Annotated in this window: 19 protein-coding genes; 6 read left to right on the top strand and 13 right to left on the bottom strand. The window is 60.3% G+C overall.

Features of this window, described 5'->3' with window-relative positions:
• Positions 1 to 4: 4 nt before the first annotated feature.
• On the top strand, positions 5 to 922 hold the full coding sequence (locus AC2A6O_RS10770; RefSeq protein WP_498926881.1) for a methylated-DNA--[protein]-cysteine S-methyltransferase: 918 nt from the start codon (positions 5 to 7) through the stop codon (positions 920 to 922).
• A gap of 224 nt (positions 923 to 1146) precedes the next feature.
• On the opposite strand, the gene AC2A6O_RS10765 is transcribed toward AC2A6O_RS10770, so the two are convergent.
• From AC2A6O_RS10765 to AC2A6O_RS10740, 6 genes are all read right to left on the bottom strand, one after another.
• Positions 1147 to 1509 (bottom strand): endonuclease domain-containing protein, encoded by a 363-nt coding sequence (locus tag AC2A6O_RS10765; RefSeq protein WP_498926879.1) that lies wholly within the window; start codon positions 1507 to 1509, stop codon positions 1147 to 1149.
• Between the two features lie 12 nt (positions 1510 to 1521).
• The gene (locus AC2A6O_RS10760) at positions 1522 to 2784 is read right to left on the bottom strand and encodes a hypothetical protein (protein ID WP_498926876.1); all 1263 of its coding nucleotides are present in this window, start codon (positions 2782 to 2784) and stop codon (positions 1522 to 1524) included.
• 33 nt (positions 2785 to 2817) lie between these two features.
• Positions 2818 to 4134 carry a bifunctional folylpolyglutamate synthase/dihydrofolate synthase gene (locus AC2A6O_RS10755; protein ID WP_148583307.1) on the bottom strand — a complete coding sequence of 439 codons (1317 nt, stop codon included), beginning with the start codon at positions 4132 to 4134 and terminating at the stop codon, positions 2818 to 2820.
• A 135-nt stretch (positions 4135 to 4269) separates the two neighbouring features.
• Positions 4270 to 5226, bottom strand: coding sequence for an acetyl-CoA carboxylase, carboxyltransferase subunit beta (gene accD, locus AC2A6O_RS10750; protein WP_498926874.1), 957 nt, complete (start codon positions 5224 to 5226; stop codon positions 4270 to 4272).
• A gap of 93 nt (positions 5227 to 5319) precedes the next feature.
• Positions 5320 to 6153, bottom strand: coding sequence for a tryptophan synthase subunit alpha (gene trpA, locus AC2A6O_RS10745; protein WP_498926872.1), 834 nt, complete (start codon positions 6151 to 6153; stop codon positions 5320 to 5322).
• Positions 6154 to 6301: 148 nt separating this feature from the next.
• Positions 6302 to 6484, bottom strand: coding sequence for a hypothetical protein (locus tag AC2A6O_RS10740; protein ID WP_148583310.1), 183 nt, complete (start codon positions 6482 to 6484; stop codon positions 6302 to 6304).
• A 220-nt stretch (positions 6485 to 6704) separates the two neighbouring features.
• Here AC2A6O_RS10740 and AC2A6O_RS10735 point away from each other — a divergent pair, with 220 nt between their 5' ends.
• Complete coding sequence (locus tag AC2A6O_RS10735) at positions 6705 to 6956, top strand: hypothetical protein (protein WP_498926870.1); 252 nt, start codon at positions 6705 to 6707, stop codon at positions 6954 to 6956.
• A gap of 12 nt (positions 6957 to 6968) precedes the next feature.
• Here AC2A6O_RS10735 and AC2A6O_RS10730 read toward each other — a convergent pair whose 3' ends face one another.
• The 5 genes from AC2A6O_RS10730 to AC2A6O_RS10710 form a co-directional block, all read right to left on the bottom strand.
• Positions 6969 to 7139: a YjiS-like domain-containing protein gene (locus AC2A6O_RS10730; RefSeq protein WP_148583312.1), complete on the bottom strand. Its 171-nt coding sequence runs from the start codon at positions 7137 to 7139 to the stop codon at positions 6969 to 6971.
• A 238-nt stretch (positions 7140 to 7377) separates the two neighbouring features.
• A complete protein-coding gene (gene trpB, locus AC2A6O_RS10725) occupies positions 7378 to 8583 on the bottom strand; it encodes a tryptophan synthase subunit beta (protein WP_498927095.1) in 1206 nt (401 codons plus the stop codon).
• 32 nt (positions 8584 to 8615) lie between these two features.
• Entirely contained in the window at positions 8616 to 9272 is a 657-nt protein-coding gene (locus AC2A6O_RS10720; protein WP_498926868.1) for a phosphoribosylanthranilate isomerase, read from the bottom strand.
• 129 nt (positions 9273 to 9401) lie between these two features.
• A complete protein-coding gene (locus AC2A6O_RS10715) occupies positions 9402 to 9689 on the bottom strand; it encodes a GIY-YIG nuclease family protein (RefSeq protein ID WP_498926866.1) in 288 nt (95 codons plus the stop codon).
• 173 nt (positions 9690 to 9862) lie between these two features.
• On the bottom strand, positions 9863 to 12145 hold the full coding sequence (locus AC2A6O_RS10710) for an NADP-dependent malic enzyme (RefSeq protein ID WP_148583315.1): 2283 nt from the start codon (positions 12143 to 12145) through the stop codon (positions 9863 to 9865).
• Between the two features lie 137 nt (positions 12146 to 12282).
• Here AC2A6O_RS10710 and mutS point away from each other — a divergent pair, with 137 nt between their 5' ends.
• A complete protein-coding gene (gene mutS / locus AC2A6O_RS10705) occupies positions 12283 to 15009 on the top strand; it encodes a DNA mismatch repair protein MutS (protein ID WP_498926863.1) in 2727 nt (908 codons plus the stop codon).
• Positions 15010 to 15218: 209 nt separating this feature from the next.
• The gene (locus AC2A6O_RS10700) at positions 15219 to 16406 is read left to right on the top strand and encodes an MFS transporter (RefSeq protein ID WP_148583317.1); all 1188 of its coding nucleotides are present in this window, start codon (positions 15219 to 15221) and stop codon (positions 16404 to 16406) included.
• On the opposite strand, the gene AC2A6O_RS10695 is transcribed toward AC2A6O_RS10700, so the two are convergent.
• A complete protein-coding gene (locus AC2A6O_RS10695) occupies positions 16403 to 16924 on the bottom strand; it encodes a DUF2244 domain-containing protein (protein WP_148583318.1) in 522 nt (173 codons plus the stop codon). The genes AC2A6O_RS10700 and AC2A6O_RS10695 overlap by 4 nt on opposite strands.
• 22 nt (positions 16925 to 16946) lie before the next feature.
• Here AC2A6O_RS10695 and nth point away from each other — a divergent pair, with 22 nt between their 5' ends.
• Both nth and AC2A6O_RS10685 read left to right on the top strand, forming a co-directional pair.
• Entirely contained in the window at positions 16947 to 17762 is an 816-nt protein-coding gene (nth, locus tag AC2A6O_RS10690) for an endonuclease III (RefSeq protein ID WP_148583319.1), read from the top strand.
• Positions 17759 to 18286 (top strand): GNAT family N-acetyltransferase, encoded by a 528-nt coding sequence (locus AC2A6O_RS10685; protein WP_498926860.1) that lies wholly within the window; start codon positions 17759 to 17761, stop codon positions 18284 to 18286. The genes nth and AC2A6O_RS10685 overlap by 4 nt, the downstream gene beginning before the upstream one ends.
• A gap of 43 nt (positions 18287 to 18329) precedes the next feature.
• On the opposite strand, the gene irrA is transcribed toward AC2A6O_RS10685, so the two are convergent.
• Positions 18330 to 18764: an iron response transcriptional regulator IrrA gene (gene irrA / locus AC2A6O_RS10680; RefSeq protein WP_148583321.1), complete on the bottom strand. Its 435-nt coding sequence runs from the start codon at positions 18762 to 18764 to the stop codon at positions 18330 to 18332.
• Positions 18765 to 18979: the final 215 nt, after the last annotated feature.

The raw sequence follows: 18979 nt of genomic DNA, 5'->3' as shown, positions 1-18979 counted from the left end.
TGCCATGACCAAAGCGCTCGACCTGACCAGCCTGACATCCGAACCGACGCCGATCTCCGTCGGCGAGGAAGCTGCCCGGAACTATGACGTCGTTCGCCGCACCTTGAAGCGGATCACCGAAGACTGGCGTGAGCAGCCCACGCTGGAACAGCTGGCCAAAGAGGCCGGCCTTCAGCCGATCCAGCTTCAACGGGTATTTTCGCGCTGGGCCGGGCTGACGCCGAAGCAGTTCCTGCAGGCCATCACGCTAGATCATGCCAAGGCCCTGCTGCGCGACTCCGCCAGTGTTCTGGATGCCACTTACGAGGTCGGCCTGTCAGGGTCCGGCCGGCTGCACGATCTGTTTGTCACGCATGAAGCCATGACTCCCGGCGACTACCGCAATCGCGGGGCGGGCCTTTCCATCGTATATGGCTTTCATCCCTCGCCCTTCGGCCAGGTTCTGGTGATGGCCACCAGCAAGGGGCTGGCCGGTCTTGGCTTTGCCGACCCGGGTGAGGAAAGCTCCGCTCTGGAAGACATGTGCAAGCGCTGGCCCGCCGCCGCCTTCGTCCGGGACCAGGACGCCACGGCCGACTATGCAAGACGCGTCTTCGACCCGAAAAAGTGGCAAGAGGACCAGCCACTCAACATCGTTATGATTGGTACCGATTTCGAAATAAGGGTCTGGCAAACCCTGTTGAAGATCCCGATGGGCAAGGCCACCACCTATTCCGATGTCGCCGCCTGCCTCGGCAATCCGAAAGCCTCCCGCGCCGTCGGCACCGCCGTCGGCCGCAATCCACTCTCTTTCGTGGTGCCCTGCCACCGGGTGCTCGCCAAGGGCGGCAAACTCGGCGGCTACCACTGGGGCCTCACCCGCAAACGCGCCATCCTTGGCTGGGAAAGCGGTTTGTCGGGACCGGTTCTGGAGTGTGTTTGAGGCGGGGAACCAGTGGGCAGATGGTGTCCGGTTTGAACAGGGTAGGACCCCCACCCCTAACCCCTCCCCACAAGGGGGAGGGGGATACCGCCGAGAACACAAAAGCATCGAACAGACCCGGCCGTGAATGATCGAATTTCCGGTAGATGAGGCCTGATTCCCTTCCCCCTTGTGGGGAAGGGTTAGGGATGGGGGTAAACGGCGCAGCCGTAACATCGGCCTACTCAGTCCAGACCCAGCCATCTCCGAATGTCGAGCACCACACCTTCCAGGTTCTCATGAACCTCCAAAGAGGAATACCGAAGGATCTGGAATCCTTCCGAGCGCAGCCATGCAGTGCGTCGTTCGTCATGCTGCTGCTGGTCAGGCAAGGCGTGAATATCGCCATCAATCTCGATGACGAGCTTGCGGGAGAAAACGACAAAGTCGGCCACATAGGGCCCGATAGGGGCCTGGCGCCGGATGTGGATGTCGTCAGCCTTCAGCTCTCGCAAAGCACGCCATAAGGCTTTTTCGCCTTTGGTTTGGTTCAGGCGAAGCTTCCTGGCAAGCTCTCGCGTGCTCGCATCGATGTGTGTCGGTGCCAAATCTGCCTGGTCCTAAAACACCGGCCCCTTCGGCATCGGATAATTGCCGGTGATGTCCCAGCCGAAGGCGGCGATGCGTTCGGCGGCCATGGGGGTGATGTCACCGGTGATCAGGAAATCGACGCCTGTTGGCGGGAAGGGCAAGGTGCCGAGGCCCTCGTGCATTGCTGAGAAGGATCGCGCCACGGTCTGGGTCCAGGCGACCTGATCGAAAGGCATGACGATGGCAGCAATGCCGTCGCGGCGTATAGCGACGGGGATGTCGGATACCAGCTTGATGTCTCCGAGAGGCGAAACCGTTCTGTTGTAGGTTTCCATCAGGACCACGCGGCGCAGCTGGAAGTAGGCCAGATCGCGGCTGTCCGCCTCGGCGGCTTTTTCCGCAAGCAGGTAAGTGTCCTTCACGCCGGGCATTGCCTGAAGCTGATAGGCAATCGCTGCCTTTTCCGAAGCCGTATAGAAGGGGTTGTTCATCAGCTTGGCGTTGGTCGCTTCGGGCAGGCCGACGGCGCGCAGGACGGTGGAGGTGCGTTCCTGCAGCTCGGATGGGGAGCTGTCGACGATGAGATTGCGGAAATTGTCTGCCTGACGCGCGGCGTTGACGATGATCCCGCCCGGCAGGAGGCTGGTGATTGCGCTCACCGTCCAGTTGCCAGCGGTGGTCACGCTGGCGGTTTCATCGAGTTTTTCCGAAAGCGGCCGATAGAAGGTATAGGGATCGACACCCACGTCGACCGCAAGTTGCCTGCGGGCCTTGGCCTGACCGGTGATCGACTTGGCGAGCTCCGCCGGGGAGCCGCCCTTGCCGCTGACGGCGGCCTCGACCCCCTTGGTCAGACGGCCGAACATGCGCCCGACACCGGAAACGGTGTTCTTTGCGGTTCCCACCGGATCCGTCACGGTGCTTTCGACGAATTCGACCGGCTTCATGGCCGCCTGCTTGAGGCCATCGACGAAGCTCGCATCGTTTTTCAGGCTGTCGAGGGCGATGAGGACCCGGATTTCATGAAGACGCAGCTTGAGCATGCCGTCGCCTTCGATCTGTTCGACCCCGAGATCGGTCTGAACCTGGTAGATCCGCAGGAACCCGTCGCCGCGCACCGGTGCGAGCACCGCGTAGCCGGGGCCAAGCTCCTTGCCCTTCAAAATGGTGGCCGGATCCTGCTCCGGTGGCGTTTCATATTGTTCGGTAAGCGCGCTTGCGGGCACGCTGAGCAACAGGGCGCCCAGAAAGGCGCCTGCAAGCTGCGGACGACGGGATACAAAACCGAACATTCATGGCCTCCTCGGGCAGAGGCCGGTGACGCCTCAGACCGGCGCCAGACCGCTGCGCGCCAGAACTTCACCGGCCAGATAAAGCGACCCGCAAATCAGAATGCGGGGCGGCTCGCCATCTTTTGCCGCACAAGCTGCCACATCTGCCAGCGCTGCGTCCAGTGATTGAAACGGCGTAGCCTCAAGTCCCGCACAGCGGGCAAGATCGGCGAGGTCTTCCGGTGTCCTGGCGGTGGTCGTCGTGGTGATCGGAACCGTGCCGACATGGCGCACCAGGCCGTAGAACGGGCGGAAGAAGCCGACCGGGTCCTTGGTCGTCAGCATGCCGGACACGAGATAGAGCGGGCGGGGTGCACGCTCTTCCTGTTCGCCCATGAACTGGGCAATGGAAACGCCCGCACCGGGATTATGGCCGCCATCGACCCACACCTCGGCCCCTTCCGGACAAAGGTCGTGTATCGGCCCGCTGGTGACGGGCTGCAACCTGCCGGGCCAGTTGACCGTCTTCAGGCCGCGGGCAATGGTATCGCCGTCCGGCAGCATTCCGGCTGCCTTCAGGGCTGCGATGGCAATGGCCGCATTGGCAAACTGATGACGGCCGCCGAGCACGGGCACGGGCAGGTCTATCAGTTCATCCTCGTCCTGAAAGGCCATGCGGCCCTGGTCTTCCTGCGCGGCAAAATGCTGCCCGAACACTTCGAGCGGTGCCTTGTTGCGCGCCGCCTTCCGCGTAATGGTGGCCATGGCTCCATCTTCCTGAGCGGCGCAGATGACCGGCACGCCCGGCTTGATGATGCCGGCCTTCTCGGCAGCGATCACGGAAAGATCGTCACCCAGAAACTTCTCATGATCCATGGAAACCGGGGTAATCACCGTGGCAAGCGGCCGATCGATGACATTGGTCGCGTCGAGACGCCCGCCAAGGCCAACCTCCAGCAACAGCACATCGGCCGGATGTTCCGCAAACAGCAGGAACGCGGCCGCCGTGGTGATTTCGAAGAACGTGATTTCCTCACCGCCATTGGCTTCCTCGCAGCGGTGCAGCGCCTCGTAGAGGACCGGATCGGATACGAAGTTGCCATCCGTGCCGAGGCGTATGCGCTCGTTGAAGGCGACCAGATGAGGCGAGGTGTAAACATGGCAACGTTTGCCGGAAGCTTCCAGAATAGCCCGCATGGTAGCGGTCACGGAGCCCTTGCCGTTGGTGCCGGCGATATGAATCACCGGCGGCAGCCGCCGTTCGGGGTGGCCCAGCGCTTCAAGCAGCCGGTACATGCGTCCAAGAGAGAGATCAATCTCCTTCGGATGCAGCGCCAGCAAACGGTCCAGAATTTTCGTGATTTGATCCAAGGCGCCCTCCGCAGGGTCCCTTTTTCCCGGTTGCGTTCGACTAACGCCTTACGGGAAGGCCGTCCGCGAGACAAGCGGGCAGCCTGGAAATGTCGGTGTCAGGCCGCTTTCGCGACGTATTAGTGACGAAGCCGCCTAGCTGGCAGCTTCTGCTTCCTTGGCAGGCTCTGCAGCCTTTTCAGCCGGTTCCGCTTCGACTTCCGGGGCCGGCTCCTTGGGCGCCTCAAGCTTTGGCAGCTCGACTTCACGCTTCATCAGGATGCCGCAGATGCGCGTCAGCGTTTCCTTCATCTTCTGGCGCGGCACCACCATGTCGATCATGCCGTGGTCGAGAAGGTATTCGGCGGTCTGGAAATCTTCCGGCAGCTTTTCACGCACGGTCTGTTCGATCACCCGCCGGCCGGCAAAGCCAATCTGCGCGCCGGGTTCGGCGATGTGCACATCGCCCAGCATGGCGTAGGACGCCGAAACGCCGCCCGTGGTCGGGTTGGTCAGGACAACGATGTAGGGCAGGCCCGCTTCGCGCAGCATCTGCACGCCAACCGTGGTGCGCGGCATCTGCATCAGCGACAGAATACCTTCCTGCATGCGCGCGCCGCCGGAAGCGGCAAACATGACGAAGGGTGTCTTGTCTTCGACGGCTTTCAGCATGCCGGCAAGGATCGCTTCGCCCGCGGCCATGCCAAGCGAGCCGGCGATAAAATCGAAATTCTGCACGGCGACAGTCAGCGGCATGCCGTTGACCTGGCCCTGGGCCACGATCACGGCTTCGTCCTCGCCGGACTTGGTGCGGGCTTCCTTCAGCCGGTCGCTGTAGCGCTTGCTGTCGCGGAACTTGTGCGGGTCGGCCTGCACTTCGGGTGTTTTCACTCCGGTGTACTTGCCGTCATCGAACAGAGCTTCAACGCGTTTGCGCGCTGGAATGCGCATATGGTGACCGGAATTCGGGATTACCCAGAGATTGGCTTCCAGATCCCGGTGAAAAACCATCTCACCGGTTTCCGGACACTTGATCCAAAGGTTTTCCGGAACTTCGCGCTTCTTCCAAAGATCACGGATCTTGGGGCGTACGATAGAATTGATCCAGTTCACGTCAAACGCGTCCCGCTACTCGAGTTGCCATTGAACGGAGATATGGGGTCCGTCCGAAATCCTTCAATTGAAACCAGCCAAAGAGCTGGTCTGTCAGGCTGTTCTTGACCGGGCGCATCCGGAAGCAAGGTCGGACACCAGGTCCACCACGGCCTGAACGGTCTTGTCTGTCGCCTTGCCAGCCTCGTCGAGGCTGTCGCGAATGGCGCTGACCAGAACCGAGCCTACCACGACGCCGTCAGCATCCTTGCCGATTTCCGCTGCCTGGTCTGCCGTCTTCACGCCGAAACCGACGGCAACGGGCAGATCCGTGTGACCCTTGATCCGCTTCACCGCTGTCGACACCCGGCCGGTATCGGCGATGTTCGCACCGGTGATGCCGGTCACGGACACGTAATAAACGAAACCGGAGGTATTGGCCAGAACGGCGGGCAGGCGTTTGTCGTCGGTGGTCGGTGTTGCCAGACGGATGAAATTGAGACCGGCTTCCAGGGCCGGAATGCAGAGTTCGTCATCTGCTTCAGCCGGAATGTCGACAATGATGAAACCGTCTACACCCGCGTCCTTGGCAACCTGAACGAAGACTTTCGGGTCCCGCACGTAGATCGGATTGAAATAGCCCATCAGGATGATCGGCGTGTCCTGATCCTGCTTGCGGAATTCGCGCACCATGTCCAGGGTCTTGTCCATGGTGTGGCCTGCGGCCAGAGCGCGCTGATTGCCAAGCTGGATCGGAATACCTTCGGCCATCGGGTCGGAAAAGGGCATGCCGAGTTCGATGACGTCTGCACCTGCCGCGGGAAGGGCGTTCAGGAGCGCTTGCGAGGTCTGCAGATCCGGATCGCCTGCGGTTATAAAGGTGACCAAGGCGGGCCGGCCGGCTTCCGCACAAGCTTTGAAACGGCGGTCGATACGCGTATCCGTCATTCACTGCTACCCTTGTTCGCGCCACCCGGGACCCTCCGGGGCGTTTCCGTTTCAGCGATGTACGGGGGCAGTGCGTGCAATGTCAATCTGTCTGATGCAGAATCGGGGTGTCCGGACGGCTTCCGGACATCTTCCAGACTTGGCCCGGTTACCGGCTCGGATAGTCGATCAGGCCGATGGCACGCAGCGAGGCATCCGCCCGGTAGACATGCTCACTGCCCATGGGCTTGGCACGGCCTGCGCGCGTGGACGGGTTGCCTGCACCGCGAAACACGGTGGCGAGGGGTGCGGCCGACGGCGCGCTGATATGAAGGGCCTGCAAGGTGCTCATCTCAAAAAACCAAAAAAGATTGATGCCGCGATTGGGAATCACGATCGGGCCGCAGATTATGATTTTTTTGCAGTGCAGCAAGCGGCTGGAGCGCAGGTCAGACCCGCGCAGGACGCATGGCTGATACGCCAAACGTGCACAAATTGCGCCTAGAAATATGCACTGCGTGCGCTTATCCTAGGAAGAACCACTGAGCCACCAAACAAAAAAGGAGCCGAAAATGGCCCATTCTCTCTTTGAACCCGCTCCCGAACCATTCGCCGAAAAGCTCTGGCGCCGGATGAAGGACATTCACCTGGGTTTTACCCAGCGCAGGCGCCTTGCCGAAACATCATCCGGCCAAACAGACCCGGTACTGGCACAACAGGCAACCGCTCTGGATGCTCGTGGCCGTCAGCAACTGCTGGAGGCCATGCTGACGGCAAAACCCATACCCGTGCAGCCGCGCGCAGCCTTCAGGCGCAGCGCCTGAGCGAAAGAAGCCTTAGCGCTGTTTGAAGTGACGGGCGAAAGCGCGGCTGGTGATTTCACTGCGGTGAATGCCGAGGTCGGCAAGCTGGACGTCGCTCATGTGGTTCAAGCGTGTGATTTCGCCGGCAACTTTGCGGGAGGCACGAAGGTCGCGGACGAAGCCGGTCAGAAGATCGAAGGCCATGTCAGGTTTCCTTAAAACGGCCGGCAACTGCGCCAGCCCTGTTTCACTGGACAACAAGCTAGTCTTTCCCCTTGGAGTCACAACGCATAATATTGCATTGCAGCATTTCGAAACCGGCAAGGCTGGTTAACCGGCCTTAAGCAGTCGATGGTGAACCTCTTCGCCCGCCGGAAAGAGCCAAAAAAAACCGCGCACCCTGCGGTACGCGGTTTTTCGAATTTCAGTTTGAGGCAGGTCGTTACAGATCGAAGCCCAGCATTTGACCAACAGCGAACACGTCCTTGTCGCCCCGGCCGCACAGGTTCATGACGATGATCTGGTCCTTGTCCATCTGGGGGGCCAGCTTCACGACATGGGCCAGCGCATGGGCCGGTTCCAGAGCCGGAATGATGCCTTCAACACGCGTCAGCATCTGGAAAGCTTCCAGAGCTTCGTCATCCATCACCGGAACATAGTCGACGCGGCCTATTTCCTTCAGCCAGGAATGCTCCGGCCCGATGCCCGGATAATCGAGACCTGCGGAAATGGAATGCCCTTCCAGGATCTGGCCGTCCTCGTCCTGCAGCAGGTAGGTGCGGTTGCCATGGAGCACGCCCGGCTTGCCTGCGGTGAGCGATGCGCAGTGTTCTTCCCCCTGAAGACCACGGCCACCGGCTTCGACACCGTAGATCTTGACGTCCTTATCGTCGAGGAACGGATGGAACAGGCCGATAGCGTTGGAACCGCCACCGACAGCCGCCACCAGCGCATCCGGCAGGCGGCCTTCGGCTTCCATCATCTGTTCGCGCAGTTCCTTGCCGATCACCGACTGGAAGTCGCGCACCATTTCCGGGTAGGGGTGCGGGCCTGCGGCGGTGCCGATCAGGTAATAGGTATCCTCGACATTGGTCACCCAGTCGCGCAGCGCCTCGTTCATGGCATCTTTGAGCGTACCGGCGCCTGCGGTGACCGGAACGATTTCGGCGCCCAGAAGCTTCATGCGGAAGACATTCGGCTTTTGCCGTTCCACATCGGTCTTGCCCATGTAGACAACGCAGGGCAGGCCGAAGCGGGCGCACACGGTTGCGGTTGCAACACCGTGCTGGCCGGCACCGGTCTCGGCGATGATGCGGGTTTTGCCCATGCGCTTTGCCAGCAGGATCTGACCGACGCAGTTGTTGATCTTGTGCGATCCGGTGTGGTTCAGCTCGTCGCGCTTGAAATAGACCTTTGCACCGCCGAGTTCCTTCGTCAGACGCTCGGCGAAATAGAGCGGCGACGGACGGCCGGTGTAATGCTTGTTCAGCGTCTCGATCTCGGCCCTGAAAGCCGGATCGTTCTTGGCGTCCTTGTAGTGCTGTTCCAGGTCCAGGATCAGCGGCATCAGCGTTTCAGCCACATAGCGGCCGCCAAAAATACCGAAATGCCCGCGATCGTCCGGACCGGTCCGGATGCTGTTAGCCATGTCGTTCACGCGTTTACTCCTTCACCCGGGGCTCAGCCCGGAACCTTGACGCTCTTGGCCGCTGCCAAGAATGCGCGAATGAGATCACTGTCCTTGACGCCCTTTTCCCGCTCAACGCCGGAGGAAACATCCACCTCGCTGACGCCGCTCGAACGGATCGCTTCAGCGACGTTGTCCGGGTCAAGTCCTCCGGAAAGCATGAAGGGCTTCTTCAGGTCAAGGTCTTTCAAGATCGTCCAGTCATAGGACACGCCGTTGCCCCCCGGCAGCTCGGAGCCCGCCGGCGGCTTGGCATCGAACAAAAGGCGATCCGCGACAACCGCGTAGTAATGCGCTTGTTCCAGATCCGAACGGTCGGATATCGAAAGTGCCTTCATGACCTTGGTGCCCTGCATCACCTTGGCCGCAGCCAGGGCTTCCGGCTTTTCCTCGCCGTGAAACTGGAACGTGTCGGGTTTCACCAGCTCGTTGATGCGCGACAGGCCGTCGAGATCCATATTGACGGTCACCGCCACGATCTCCGCCCGGCCACGCGCCATATCGGCCAGACGGCAGGCCTGGCTCAGCGACACATGACGCGGACTCTTCGGGAAGAACATCAACCCGACCATATCCGCCCCGGCATCCAGCGCCGCCGCCATGGTGTCCTCGGTCGAAAGACCGCAGATTTTTACTTTAATATCCGACATGGTTCCGAGGTATCGCCGTTGGGGCAGGGTTTGTCAAAAGAGATTGCGTGTTTCGATGCGAGAAGTCGCATCAGGTTTCCATCAGGGCGAAGCGCGACCAGGACGACAATGGTAGGTTCCGGATGAGGTTTATTGATTGAGAACCAGATAAAGGTCCTGCCAGTCCGGGTTCATCTTCTCGATCAGCTCGAACTTCCATTGCCTTCGCCAACGCTTGATCTGTTTCTCGCGGACAATCGAGGTCCCGATGTCTTCATGCTGTTCATACCAGACCAGGGTCTTGATCCCATACCGGTTGGAGAAGCCTTCAACCAGACCCTCGCGGTGCTCGTATATCCGGCGGGGCAGATCCTTGGTCACGCCTGTGTAGATGGTTTCCAACGGGCGGGAGGCAAGGATATAGACCCAAGCGGTCAAGCGGTTGGTACTCCAGTTTCAGAGAGATTGAGGCTCCCCGATCCCGGGTCGCGCTTCGCTTGCCCGGGATGACTACGGAAGGGTCTAACCAAACCTATCGTCGTCATCCCGGACGCAGCGGAGCGGAGATCCGGGATCGGGGAGCCACAGGTTGGCCTGCTTGGCCAACTACCTCACGTCACATTGAACGCCGCGATGGCGGCCATGTTGACGATGTCGCTGTCCTTGGCCCCCAGAGACATGATCTGGATCGACTTGTCGAAACCGACGAGAAGCGGACCGATGACCGTGGCGCCGCCCAGTTCCTGCAGCATCTTGGTGGAGATGGATGCGGAGTGGAAGGCGGGCATGACCAGGACATTGGCCGGGCCGGACAGGCGGCAGAACGGGTAGGCGGCCATGCGGTCCATGTTGAGCGCGATGTCGGCGGCCATTTCGCCATCAAATTCAAAATCGACCCGGCGGCGTTCGAGGATCTTGACCGCTTCGATGACCTTTTCGGAGCGTTCGCCCTTGGGGTGGCCGAACGTGGAATAGGCAAGCATGGCAACGCGCGGCTCGTAGCCGAACTTGCGCGCGACATGTGCTGCTTCCTCTGCGATGTCGGCCAGTTCTTCCGATGTCGGCATGTCGATCACAGCGGTATCGGCGATCAGGACAGTGCGGCCCCGGACCAGCGCCAGCGAAACGCCGATGACCCTGTGACCCGGTTTCGGATCAATGGTTGCCTTCACCGTATCGAGGGCCACGGAATAGTTCCGGGTCAGACCGGTGACCATGGCGTCGGCATCGCCGCGTGCGACCATGATCGCGCCCCAGTAGTTGCGGTCGTTGTTGACCATACGCTGGCAGTCGCGCAGCAGGTAACCCCGGCGCTGCAATCGGCCATAGAGATACTGGGCGTAATCGCCGTTGCGATTGGACAGTCGCGCGTTCTGGATGGAGATGCCCGACCGTTCGATATCGATACCGGCCCGCTCGGCCATGGATTTGATCTCGTCCTCGCGGCCGATGAGGATGGCTTCACCAAGGCCCTGCGAAACGAAACTTGCCGCAGCGCGAATCACCGGTTCTTCCTCACCTTCGGCAAAGACAACCCGTTTGGGCTGCTGGCGAACCTTCGAGAAGATGCGCTGCAAGGTGCCGGCAATGGGATCGCGACGGGCCGAGAGCTGGTGCTTGTAGGCTTCCATGTCGACAATCGGCTTGCGCGCAACACCGGAATCCATCGCGGCCTGAGCGACCGCGGGCGGGATGGTGTGGATCAGGCGCGGATCGAACGGCACCGGAATGATGTACTCGGGACCGAACTTCGGCCGGTTGCCCCGATAGGCGGCGGCGACTTCGTCCGGAACTTCCTCCCGTGCCAGTTCCGCCAATGCGTTCGCGCAGGCAACCTTCATGGCATCGTTGATGGTGGTCGCCTGAACGTCGAGCGCACCGCGGAAAATATAGGGAAAGCCGAGCACATTGTTGACCTGGTTCGGGTAATCCGAACGCCCGGTCGCGACAATCGCGTCGTCACGCACTTCCGCTGCCTCTTCCGGGGTGATTTCCGGATCCGGGTTGGCCATGGCGAAAATGATCGGGTTCGGAGCCATCACCCGCAGCATGTCGGGCGTCAACGCCCCTTTCGCCGACACGCCGAAGAAGACATCGGCACCCTTGAGGGCATCATAGAGCGTGCGTGCCTTGGTCTCGACCGCGTGGGCGGACTTCCACTGGTTCATCCCCTCTTCGCGGCCCTTGTAGATGGCGCCCTTGGTGTCGCACAGGGTGACGTTTTCGTGCGGAATGCCCATGGCTTTCACGAGTTCGATACAGGCAATTCCTGCCGCCCCCGCGCCATTGCAGACGACCTTGGTGGTCTTCATGTCGCGCCCGGTCAGGTGAAGTGCGTTGATCAGGCCTGCTGCCGCAATGATGGCCGTGCCGTGCTGGTCGTCGTGAAAGACGGGAATGTTCATCAGTTCACGCAGGCGCTGCTCGATGATGAAACAATCGGGTGCCTTGATGTCCTCCAGATTGATCCCGCCGAAGGAGGGGCCGAGATAGCGAACGGCATTGATGAATTCTTCGACCTCTTCGGTGTCGATTTCCAGATCGATGGAATCGACATCGGCGAAGCGCTTGAACAGGACGGACTTGCCTTCCATCACCGGCTTGGAGGCGAGTGCGCCCAGATTGCCGAGGCCCAGAATGGCCGTGCCGTTGGAAATTACCGCAACCATGTTGCCCTTGACGGTGTAGTCGTAGGCGCGGCTCGGGTCCTCCGCGATCGCCCGCACCGGCACGGCCACGCCGGGAGAATAGGCCAGCGACAGGTCGCGCTGGGTCGCCATCGGCTTGGTCGGCGCAATTTCCAGCTTCCCGGGGCGGCCTTCCTGGTGGAATTGCAGCGCTTCCTGGTCGGTGAAGCTGACATTGGTCTTGGTTGATTTCTTGTCGGCGGACATGGTCTGAACGTTTCCTCTTGCGCACTCTCTTGATGGGGCGGGGGGAGGACGACCTTATCCCCTGGAAAATGAAGCCTCAAGCAAAGATGGAATAGGCCCTTGGTGGAATGGTCCGCACAGTTTGTTAGGTATCAGGTATGAGTGGACAGAGCGCGCAAGAAATCACCCCGGCGGACAGCAAGGTCACGCCAATGATGGCCCAATTCCTGGAGATCAAGGCCGCCAATCCCGACAGCCTGCTGTTCTACCGGATGGGCGATTTCTACGAGTTGTTTTTTGGGGATGCAGAAGTTGCCTCCGCTGCGCTCGGCATCACATTGACCAAGCGCGGCAAGCATCAGGGTGCAGACATTCCCATGTGCGGCGTGCCGGTGCATGCAGCCGACGACTATCTCAACAAGCTGATCGCCAAGGGACACCGGGTCTCCGTGTGCGAACAGACGGAAGATCCGGCCGAAGCCAAGAAACGCGGCTCCAAATCCGTTGTCCGGCGCGATGTTGTGCGTCTCGTTACCCCGGGAACGCTGACGGAAGAACGCCTCCTGGATGCCGGTTCCAACAACTACCTGATGGCGCTGACGAGGCTGAAGGGCGACTCGCTGGACGGCAGTGCGGTCTATGGTCTTGCCTGGATCGACATGTCCACCGGGTCCTTTCAGGTGTCGGAAACCGATCACCAGCGCCTTGCGGCGGACCTTGCCCAGGTTTCCCCGCGCGAACTGATCCTGTCGGACAATCTGTTGCAGGAAAGCGAGTTGCGCCTGACAGCCGAACAGGCAGGCGGCGCGCTGTCGCCGGTGCCGCGCGCCTTTTTCGACAGTTCCACCGCCACAGACCGGCTTGCGCATTACTTCGGTGTGAAGACCCTCGACGGCTTCGGCACCTTCAGCCGGGCAGAGCTTTCAGCCGCTGCCGGCATTCTTGCCTATGTGGAAAAGACCCAGCTCGGCGAACGCCCCCCGCTGGATCCGCCCGTGCGCGAGGCCGGGGCCGGGCGCATGCTGATCGATCCGGCAACCCGGGCCAATCTCGAGCTGTCCCGCACACTTTCGGGCGAAAAGCAGGGCTCCCTGCTGGCAACGATAGACCGGACGGTGACAGGTGGCGGCTCGCGCCTGCTCGCCAGCCGTCTGGCCGGTCCGCTGGTCAATGTCGATGCCATCCAGCACAGGCTCGACGGTGTTGCCTTCTTCCTTGAAAACGAAATCATGCGCGAAGGCCTGCGCCAGACGCTGAAAGGTGCCCCGGACATGGCCCGGGCCCTGTCGCGGATCGCGCTCAACCGGGGCGGGCCACGCGATATCCTGTCGGTTGCCCAGGGTCTTGAGGCGGCACGGGCCGTCCTGGACCAGACGAGCGCGACAGCGGGAACAATCCCGGCAGAAATTGCAGCTGCCCGTGCCAGTCTGGAGCAGGCACCGCACGAGCTCGGCAATGAGCTGACCCGCGCGCTGAAGGACGAACCGCCGCTTCTGAAACGCGATGGCGGCTTTATCGCCACAGGCTACAACGCCGACCTGGATGAATTGCGTTCCCTGCGCGACGAAAGCCGAAAGGTGATCGCAAAGCTCCAGGCTGATTATTCCGAAGAACTTGGCCTGCGCTCCTTGAAGATCAAGCACAACAACGTGCTCGGCTGGTTCATCGAGGCGCCGTCCGCACAGACCGAGAAGCTGACCGCCGATCCCGGCCGGTTCATCCACCGCCAGACCATGGCCGGCGCCATGCGCTTTACCACGACGGAGCTGGCGGATCTGGAATCCAAGATTGCCAGTGCCGGCGAGCGCTCACTTGCCATCGAGCTGGAAATCTTCGAGCGGCTGGCGAAGGCGATCATCGACGCGGGTGAAGCGATCAAGGCCGCCGCCCACGGGCTGAGCATTCTGGATGTTTCGGCCGCGCTCGCCAAACTCGCCCAGGAAGAAAACTATGTCCGGCCAGTGGTCGACGACAGCCACGCCTTCGACATCAAGGGCGGGCGTCATCCAGTGGTGGAAAAGGCGCTGAAGAAGTCTGGCGGCGACAGCTTTGTTGCCAATGATGCCAATCTCGGTCCAGAGGCGGACGAGGATATCGGCCACATCTGGCTGATTACCGGTCCGAACATGGCCGGTAAATCGACTTTCCTGCGCCAGAATGCACTGATTGCCGTGCTGGCCCAGATGGGTGGCTATGTTCCGGCGGCAGCAGCCCATATCGGCGTGGTCGACAGATTGTTCTCCCGCGTTGGCGCGGCAGACGATCTTGCACGCGGCCGGTCCACCTTCATGGTGGAAATGGTCGAAACCGCCGCGATCCTCAATCAGGCAGGCGACCGTTCTCTTGTGATCCTCGACGAGATCGGCCGTGGAACGGCGACGTTCGACGGCCTGTCGATTGCCTGGGCGACCATCGAACATCTTCACGAGGTCAACAGGTCCCGCGCCCTGTTCGCGACCCATTATCACGAGCTGACCGCCCTTTCGGGCAAGCTGGCCCGGCTTTCCAATGCCACCGTCTCTGTGAAGGAATGGAAGGGCGACGTCATCTTCCTGCATGAGATCGTTCCCGGTGCCGCCGACCGGTCCTACGGCATTCAGGTGGCCAAGCTGGCCGGTCTGCCGGGATCGGTTGTCGAGCGCTCCAAACAGGTGCTCAGCCAACTGGAAGAGCAGGACCGGCGCTCACCGGCCGAAAGCCTGATCGATGAGCTGCCGCTTTTTGCCAGCCTGACAACCCCGGCGCCCAGCGCGCCTGCAGGCTTTTCGGAACCTGATCCCATCGCGGTCGCGCTAGAGGCGATCAATCCGGATGACATGACCCCACGCGAAGCGCTGGAAACGCTCTACCGGCTGAAAACCTTGCGATTGAACCCTGACGACTAGACCCCGGATCGGCTGTTCGGTCCGGGTTTTGAAACGGGGCTCTTCCGCAAAATAACCTGAGTGAGCGGTTTCTTGCGGCACCTGTCCGGACTCTCCTGACGGCCCCGTCATATGTCCGACATGCTAGTCTTCTTAAAAAAAGCGGTGACTGACCCAAGCGACCCAGTTAGGTTGTAACCCCTGCCCGTTTCACTTCTACGGCGATTGCCATGCTGTCCCTCCTGCAACTGCCTCGACAGGCATTGCTGATTCTGCTGCTTCAATTCACCAACAGCCTCGGCGTTTCGGCGCTGGTGCCGCTGATGAGTTTTTTCATTGTCGAAGGGCTTGGTGCCGCCCCCTGGCAGGTGGGGCTTTATTCCGGCCTGGTGATGCCGCTGACGCTTACCGTCAATCGATGGGCAGGCGAGCGGCTTGATAACCGCTTTCCGGTCAAAAGCCTTCTGATCGTCTCAGTGATTGCCTATATCACGCTTGCCGCACTGCTGACCCAGGTCAGCAGTCTGCTGATGCTGATCATCCTGATCGCGCCCCTGATGAGCCTTTCCAACATGGGCTCGGGAATCGTCTTTACCTTTGGCCGTCTCTATGCCGAACAGCAGGGCATGGACGTCGCCAGGGTCAATTCCTGGTTGCGCATGATGGTTTCCCTGGCCTGGATGATCGGGCCGGCGGTTTCTTTTTCAATCGTCGCTGCCTTCGGCTTTGCCACTGCTTTCCTGTGCGCTTTCACAGTCGGCATCGTCTACCTGCTGCTCTGGTACATCGTCATTCCCGCCGATTTCAGGTCGTCGCGGGAGCGTTCGAAATCAACCGGCAAGGCTCCGATCAACTGGGGGCTTCAGATCGCGGGGATGACGTGTCTCGGCTTTGTCATCACCAATTCGCTGTTCGTTTCGGCAATGCCTCTGTTCTTCGTGCAGGAAACGCACTTGCCCGGTGCAACGCCGGGCCTGGCGCTCTCGGTCAAATGTCTGTTGGAGGTTTTTGTCATCTTCGGCTCGGTTCGCCTTGCCGAACGGATCGGCATTCGCCAAGTGCTGATGCTATCTGCCTGTCTTGCTGCGGTCAGCATGGTGCTGTTCGCTCAGGTGACCGCGCTGTGGCAGGTGCTGGCCATTGCCGTTCTGGAAGGAACCTACTACGGCCTTTTTGCCGGTGTCGCGATCAGCTTCGTGCAGAGCTTTGCTCCGGACCGGCCGGGCCGGGCAACGGCGGTTTACATGAACAGCCTGTTCCTGGGTGGCATGATCGGCAGCGTTTCGATGGGCTTCATTGCCAGCGCGGCAAGTTTTCAAACCGTGCTTTATACAGCGGCGCTTTCGGCAACCACGGCCCTGGTGGTTCTGGTTTCAACGCTTAAAGTTCAGCCCAAACCAATTGAGGAAGGAGCCTAAACACCGCCTGCCTTGGCAACAGACAGGGCGTTTGCCATTGCACCGGCAAAACTCGTTCTGTCATCGGGATTCAGGAAATTGCCGAGGTCGACCTTTTCGCCCCGGCTTTGAAGGGTCACCTTGACGACCCCTTCATCCTCGATCCGGTCCACAGTGAGGCGGACCCAGAATGGATTGAACCGATACTCCTGGTATTTCTTGCCCGGGCCAACCTTACGAATCGCGATCTCATGCCGGGAGACGACCACTTCCTCGAACGTTCGCGCGGAGTGGTAGTTCATCTGGAAGGCAAACCAGAGCAGGGCGACGTCCAGGCCGAAGAAACCGAAAACAGGCCAGGCGCCGATACGTAGAAACAAAATGCCGGCGAAAAAACTGACCGCGCCGAAAATGCACATGAGGATCATGAACCCGTTTGGCCCCAAAGACCGGTAGGGCGTTAGAACGGCAGAGAAGAACGGCCGGTCCTGTTCCGACAATTCGTCTTCCCGTTCGGGTTTCGGATTGTTCTCGCTCATGAGGGATGATTATAGAGAGAAGATGACGCAAGCAAAGAGCCCTTCCAAGGCAGCGGCAAAAGGGCGTACCGCAGCCTCCAGACAGACCCGGAAAAAGGCACCTTCCGTGGACAATCCCGGCAAGGTGCTGAAACGCTCCCGCTATACCAAGGCGGAAACCTTTGCGATCTTCCAGCGGTTCCACGCCGACAATCCGGAACCGAAGGGCGAGCTGGACTATGTCAACGCTTTCACACTTCTGGTTGCGGTCGTGCTGTCGGCCCAGGCAACCGATGTTGGCGTGAACAGAGCAACGAAGCATCTGTTCCAGATCGCCGACACGCCGGAGAAAATGCTGGCTCTTGGCGAAGACCTGGTGCGGGAGGAAATCAAGACGATCGGCCTTTACAAGAACAAGGCCAAGAACGTCATTCTGCTTTCCGAAAAGCTGATCCGCGACCATGGCGGCGAGGTGCCTGAAGATCGTGACGCCCTGGAAGCACTGCCCGGCGTCGGCCGGAAGACCGCGAATGTTGTACTTAATATTTTCTTCGGTCACCCGACCATCGCGGTCGACACACATCTGTTCCGCCTCGGCAACCGGATAGGCATTGCCCCCGGCAAGACACCTCTCGACGTGGAAAAGGCCATGGAGAAGGTCGTGCCTGTGGAATTTGCACTCCACGCGCATCACTGGCTGATCCTACACGGCCGGTACATCTGCAAGGCGCGAAAACCCGAGTGCCGGCGCTGCGTTATTTACGATCTGTGCCGGAGTCCTGAAAAAGAACATTTCGATGCGGTGCCGGATATTGCCCTGCGCACCAAAGCCCTGATTGAAAAGGAAATAATTGCGTGAATTTTCCGCTTGGACCATTTCCGGTAAGCGAGAGGCTTCGCTTCCGCTTGCCATCCAGCAATGATGCCGCTTTTTACCACCAGCTCATGAACGACCCGGACTATATCCGTTTTATTGCAGACCACGGCATCCGGACCGAGGAAGACGCGGCCAATTACATTAAGAACAAGACGCTGGCGCGCTTTGCCGCCCACGGTGTCGGGCTTTGGATCGTGGATCTGAAGCCGTCCCTCATCCCTGTCGGCGTGTGCGGACTGGTGGTGCGCAAGGAACTGAAGTACCCCGACCTTGGATTTGCCTTCCTGGAAGAATACCGCGGCAAGGGGTTCGGCCACGAGGCCGGACAGAGCGTTCTGGATTTCGTGACCAGGGAACTGAAGCTGCACACTCTGTGCGCGATCACCCATCCGGAGAACGTCCGCTCAGCCAGCCTGCTCAAGAAGCTGGGCTTCGAGCCGGATGGGCAGAGGCATCTTGAGGAGATCGGTACGACCTCCGACTACTACGAATGGAAAGTGCACTAGAAGGAGAGCGGCCTGGCCTGAGGCCAGCCGCCGCCGCTGGCGATCAGCGTTTGTCGCGCACCCGCACGACAACGTCGACGCGGACGATTTCCATGCCTTCGGGGGCTTTCGGCAGAGTGCCGATGCCCACGCCTTCGCCTGGAATGTCGATCACCCGGTTTTCGCCTTCGATGAAGAAGTGATGGTGGTCGGATACGTTTGTGTCGAAGTAGGTCTTGTTACCGTCGATCGCCACTTCACGCAGCAAACCGGCTTCCGTGAACTGGTGCAGCGTGTTGTAAACCGTCGCGAGAGATACGGGCACATCTGCATCGACCGCTTCTTCATGAAGCAGTTCGGCAGAGATGTGGCGATCGCCCCGGGAATACAGAAGTTCCGCGAGCGAGACACGCTGGCGCGTCGGCCGGAGCCCCGCGGACCGCAGCATATCGGTCACATTCTTCTTGTCGCCGGTTTCATGCACCACAAGTGTTGTCATTCCGATCCGATCCAGGTCCAGGGTCGCTTCTTGAAACGGCGCTCTTGGCAGGTGCGCGAACGTCGCCCGGGCCGTTTTCACTAACATTGGCCTATTATCTGCCATTTCTTGTACCCAAGATGCAAGTTTTAAACGTCATGGGCAATCGTGGGCCAACCAGAGAGGCAACGGACGAGACAGCCACACGGACTTTGCAGGCGCAACCAGCGCGCTTT

The organism is Labrenzia sp. ATLA3, assembly GCF_057180185.1.
This window is presented reverse-complemented; position numbering and strand designations above follow the sequence as displayed.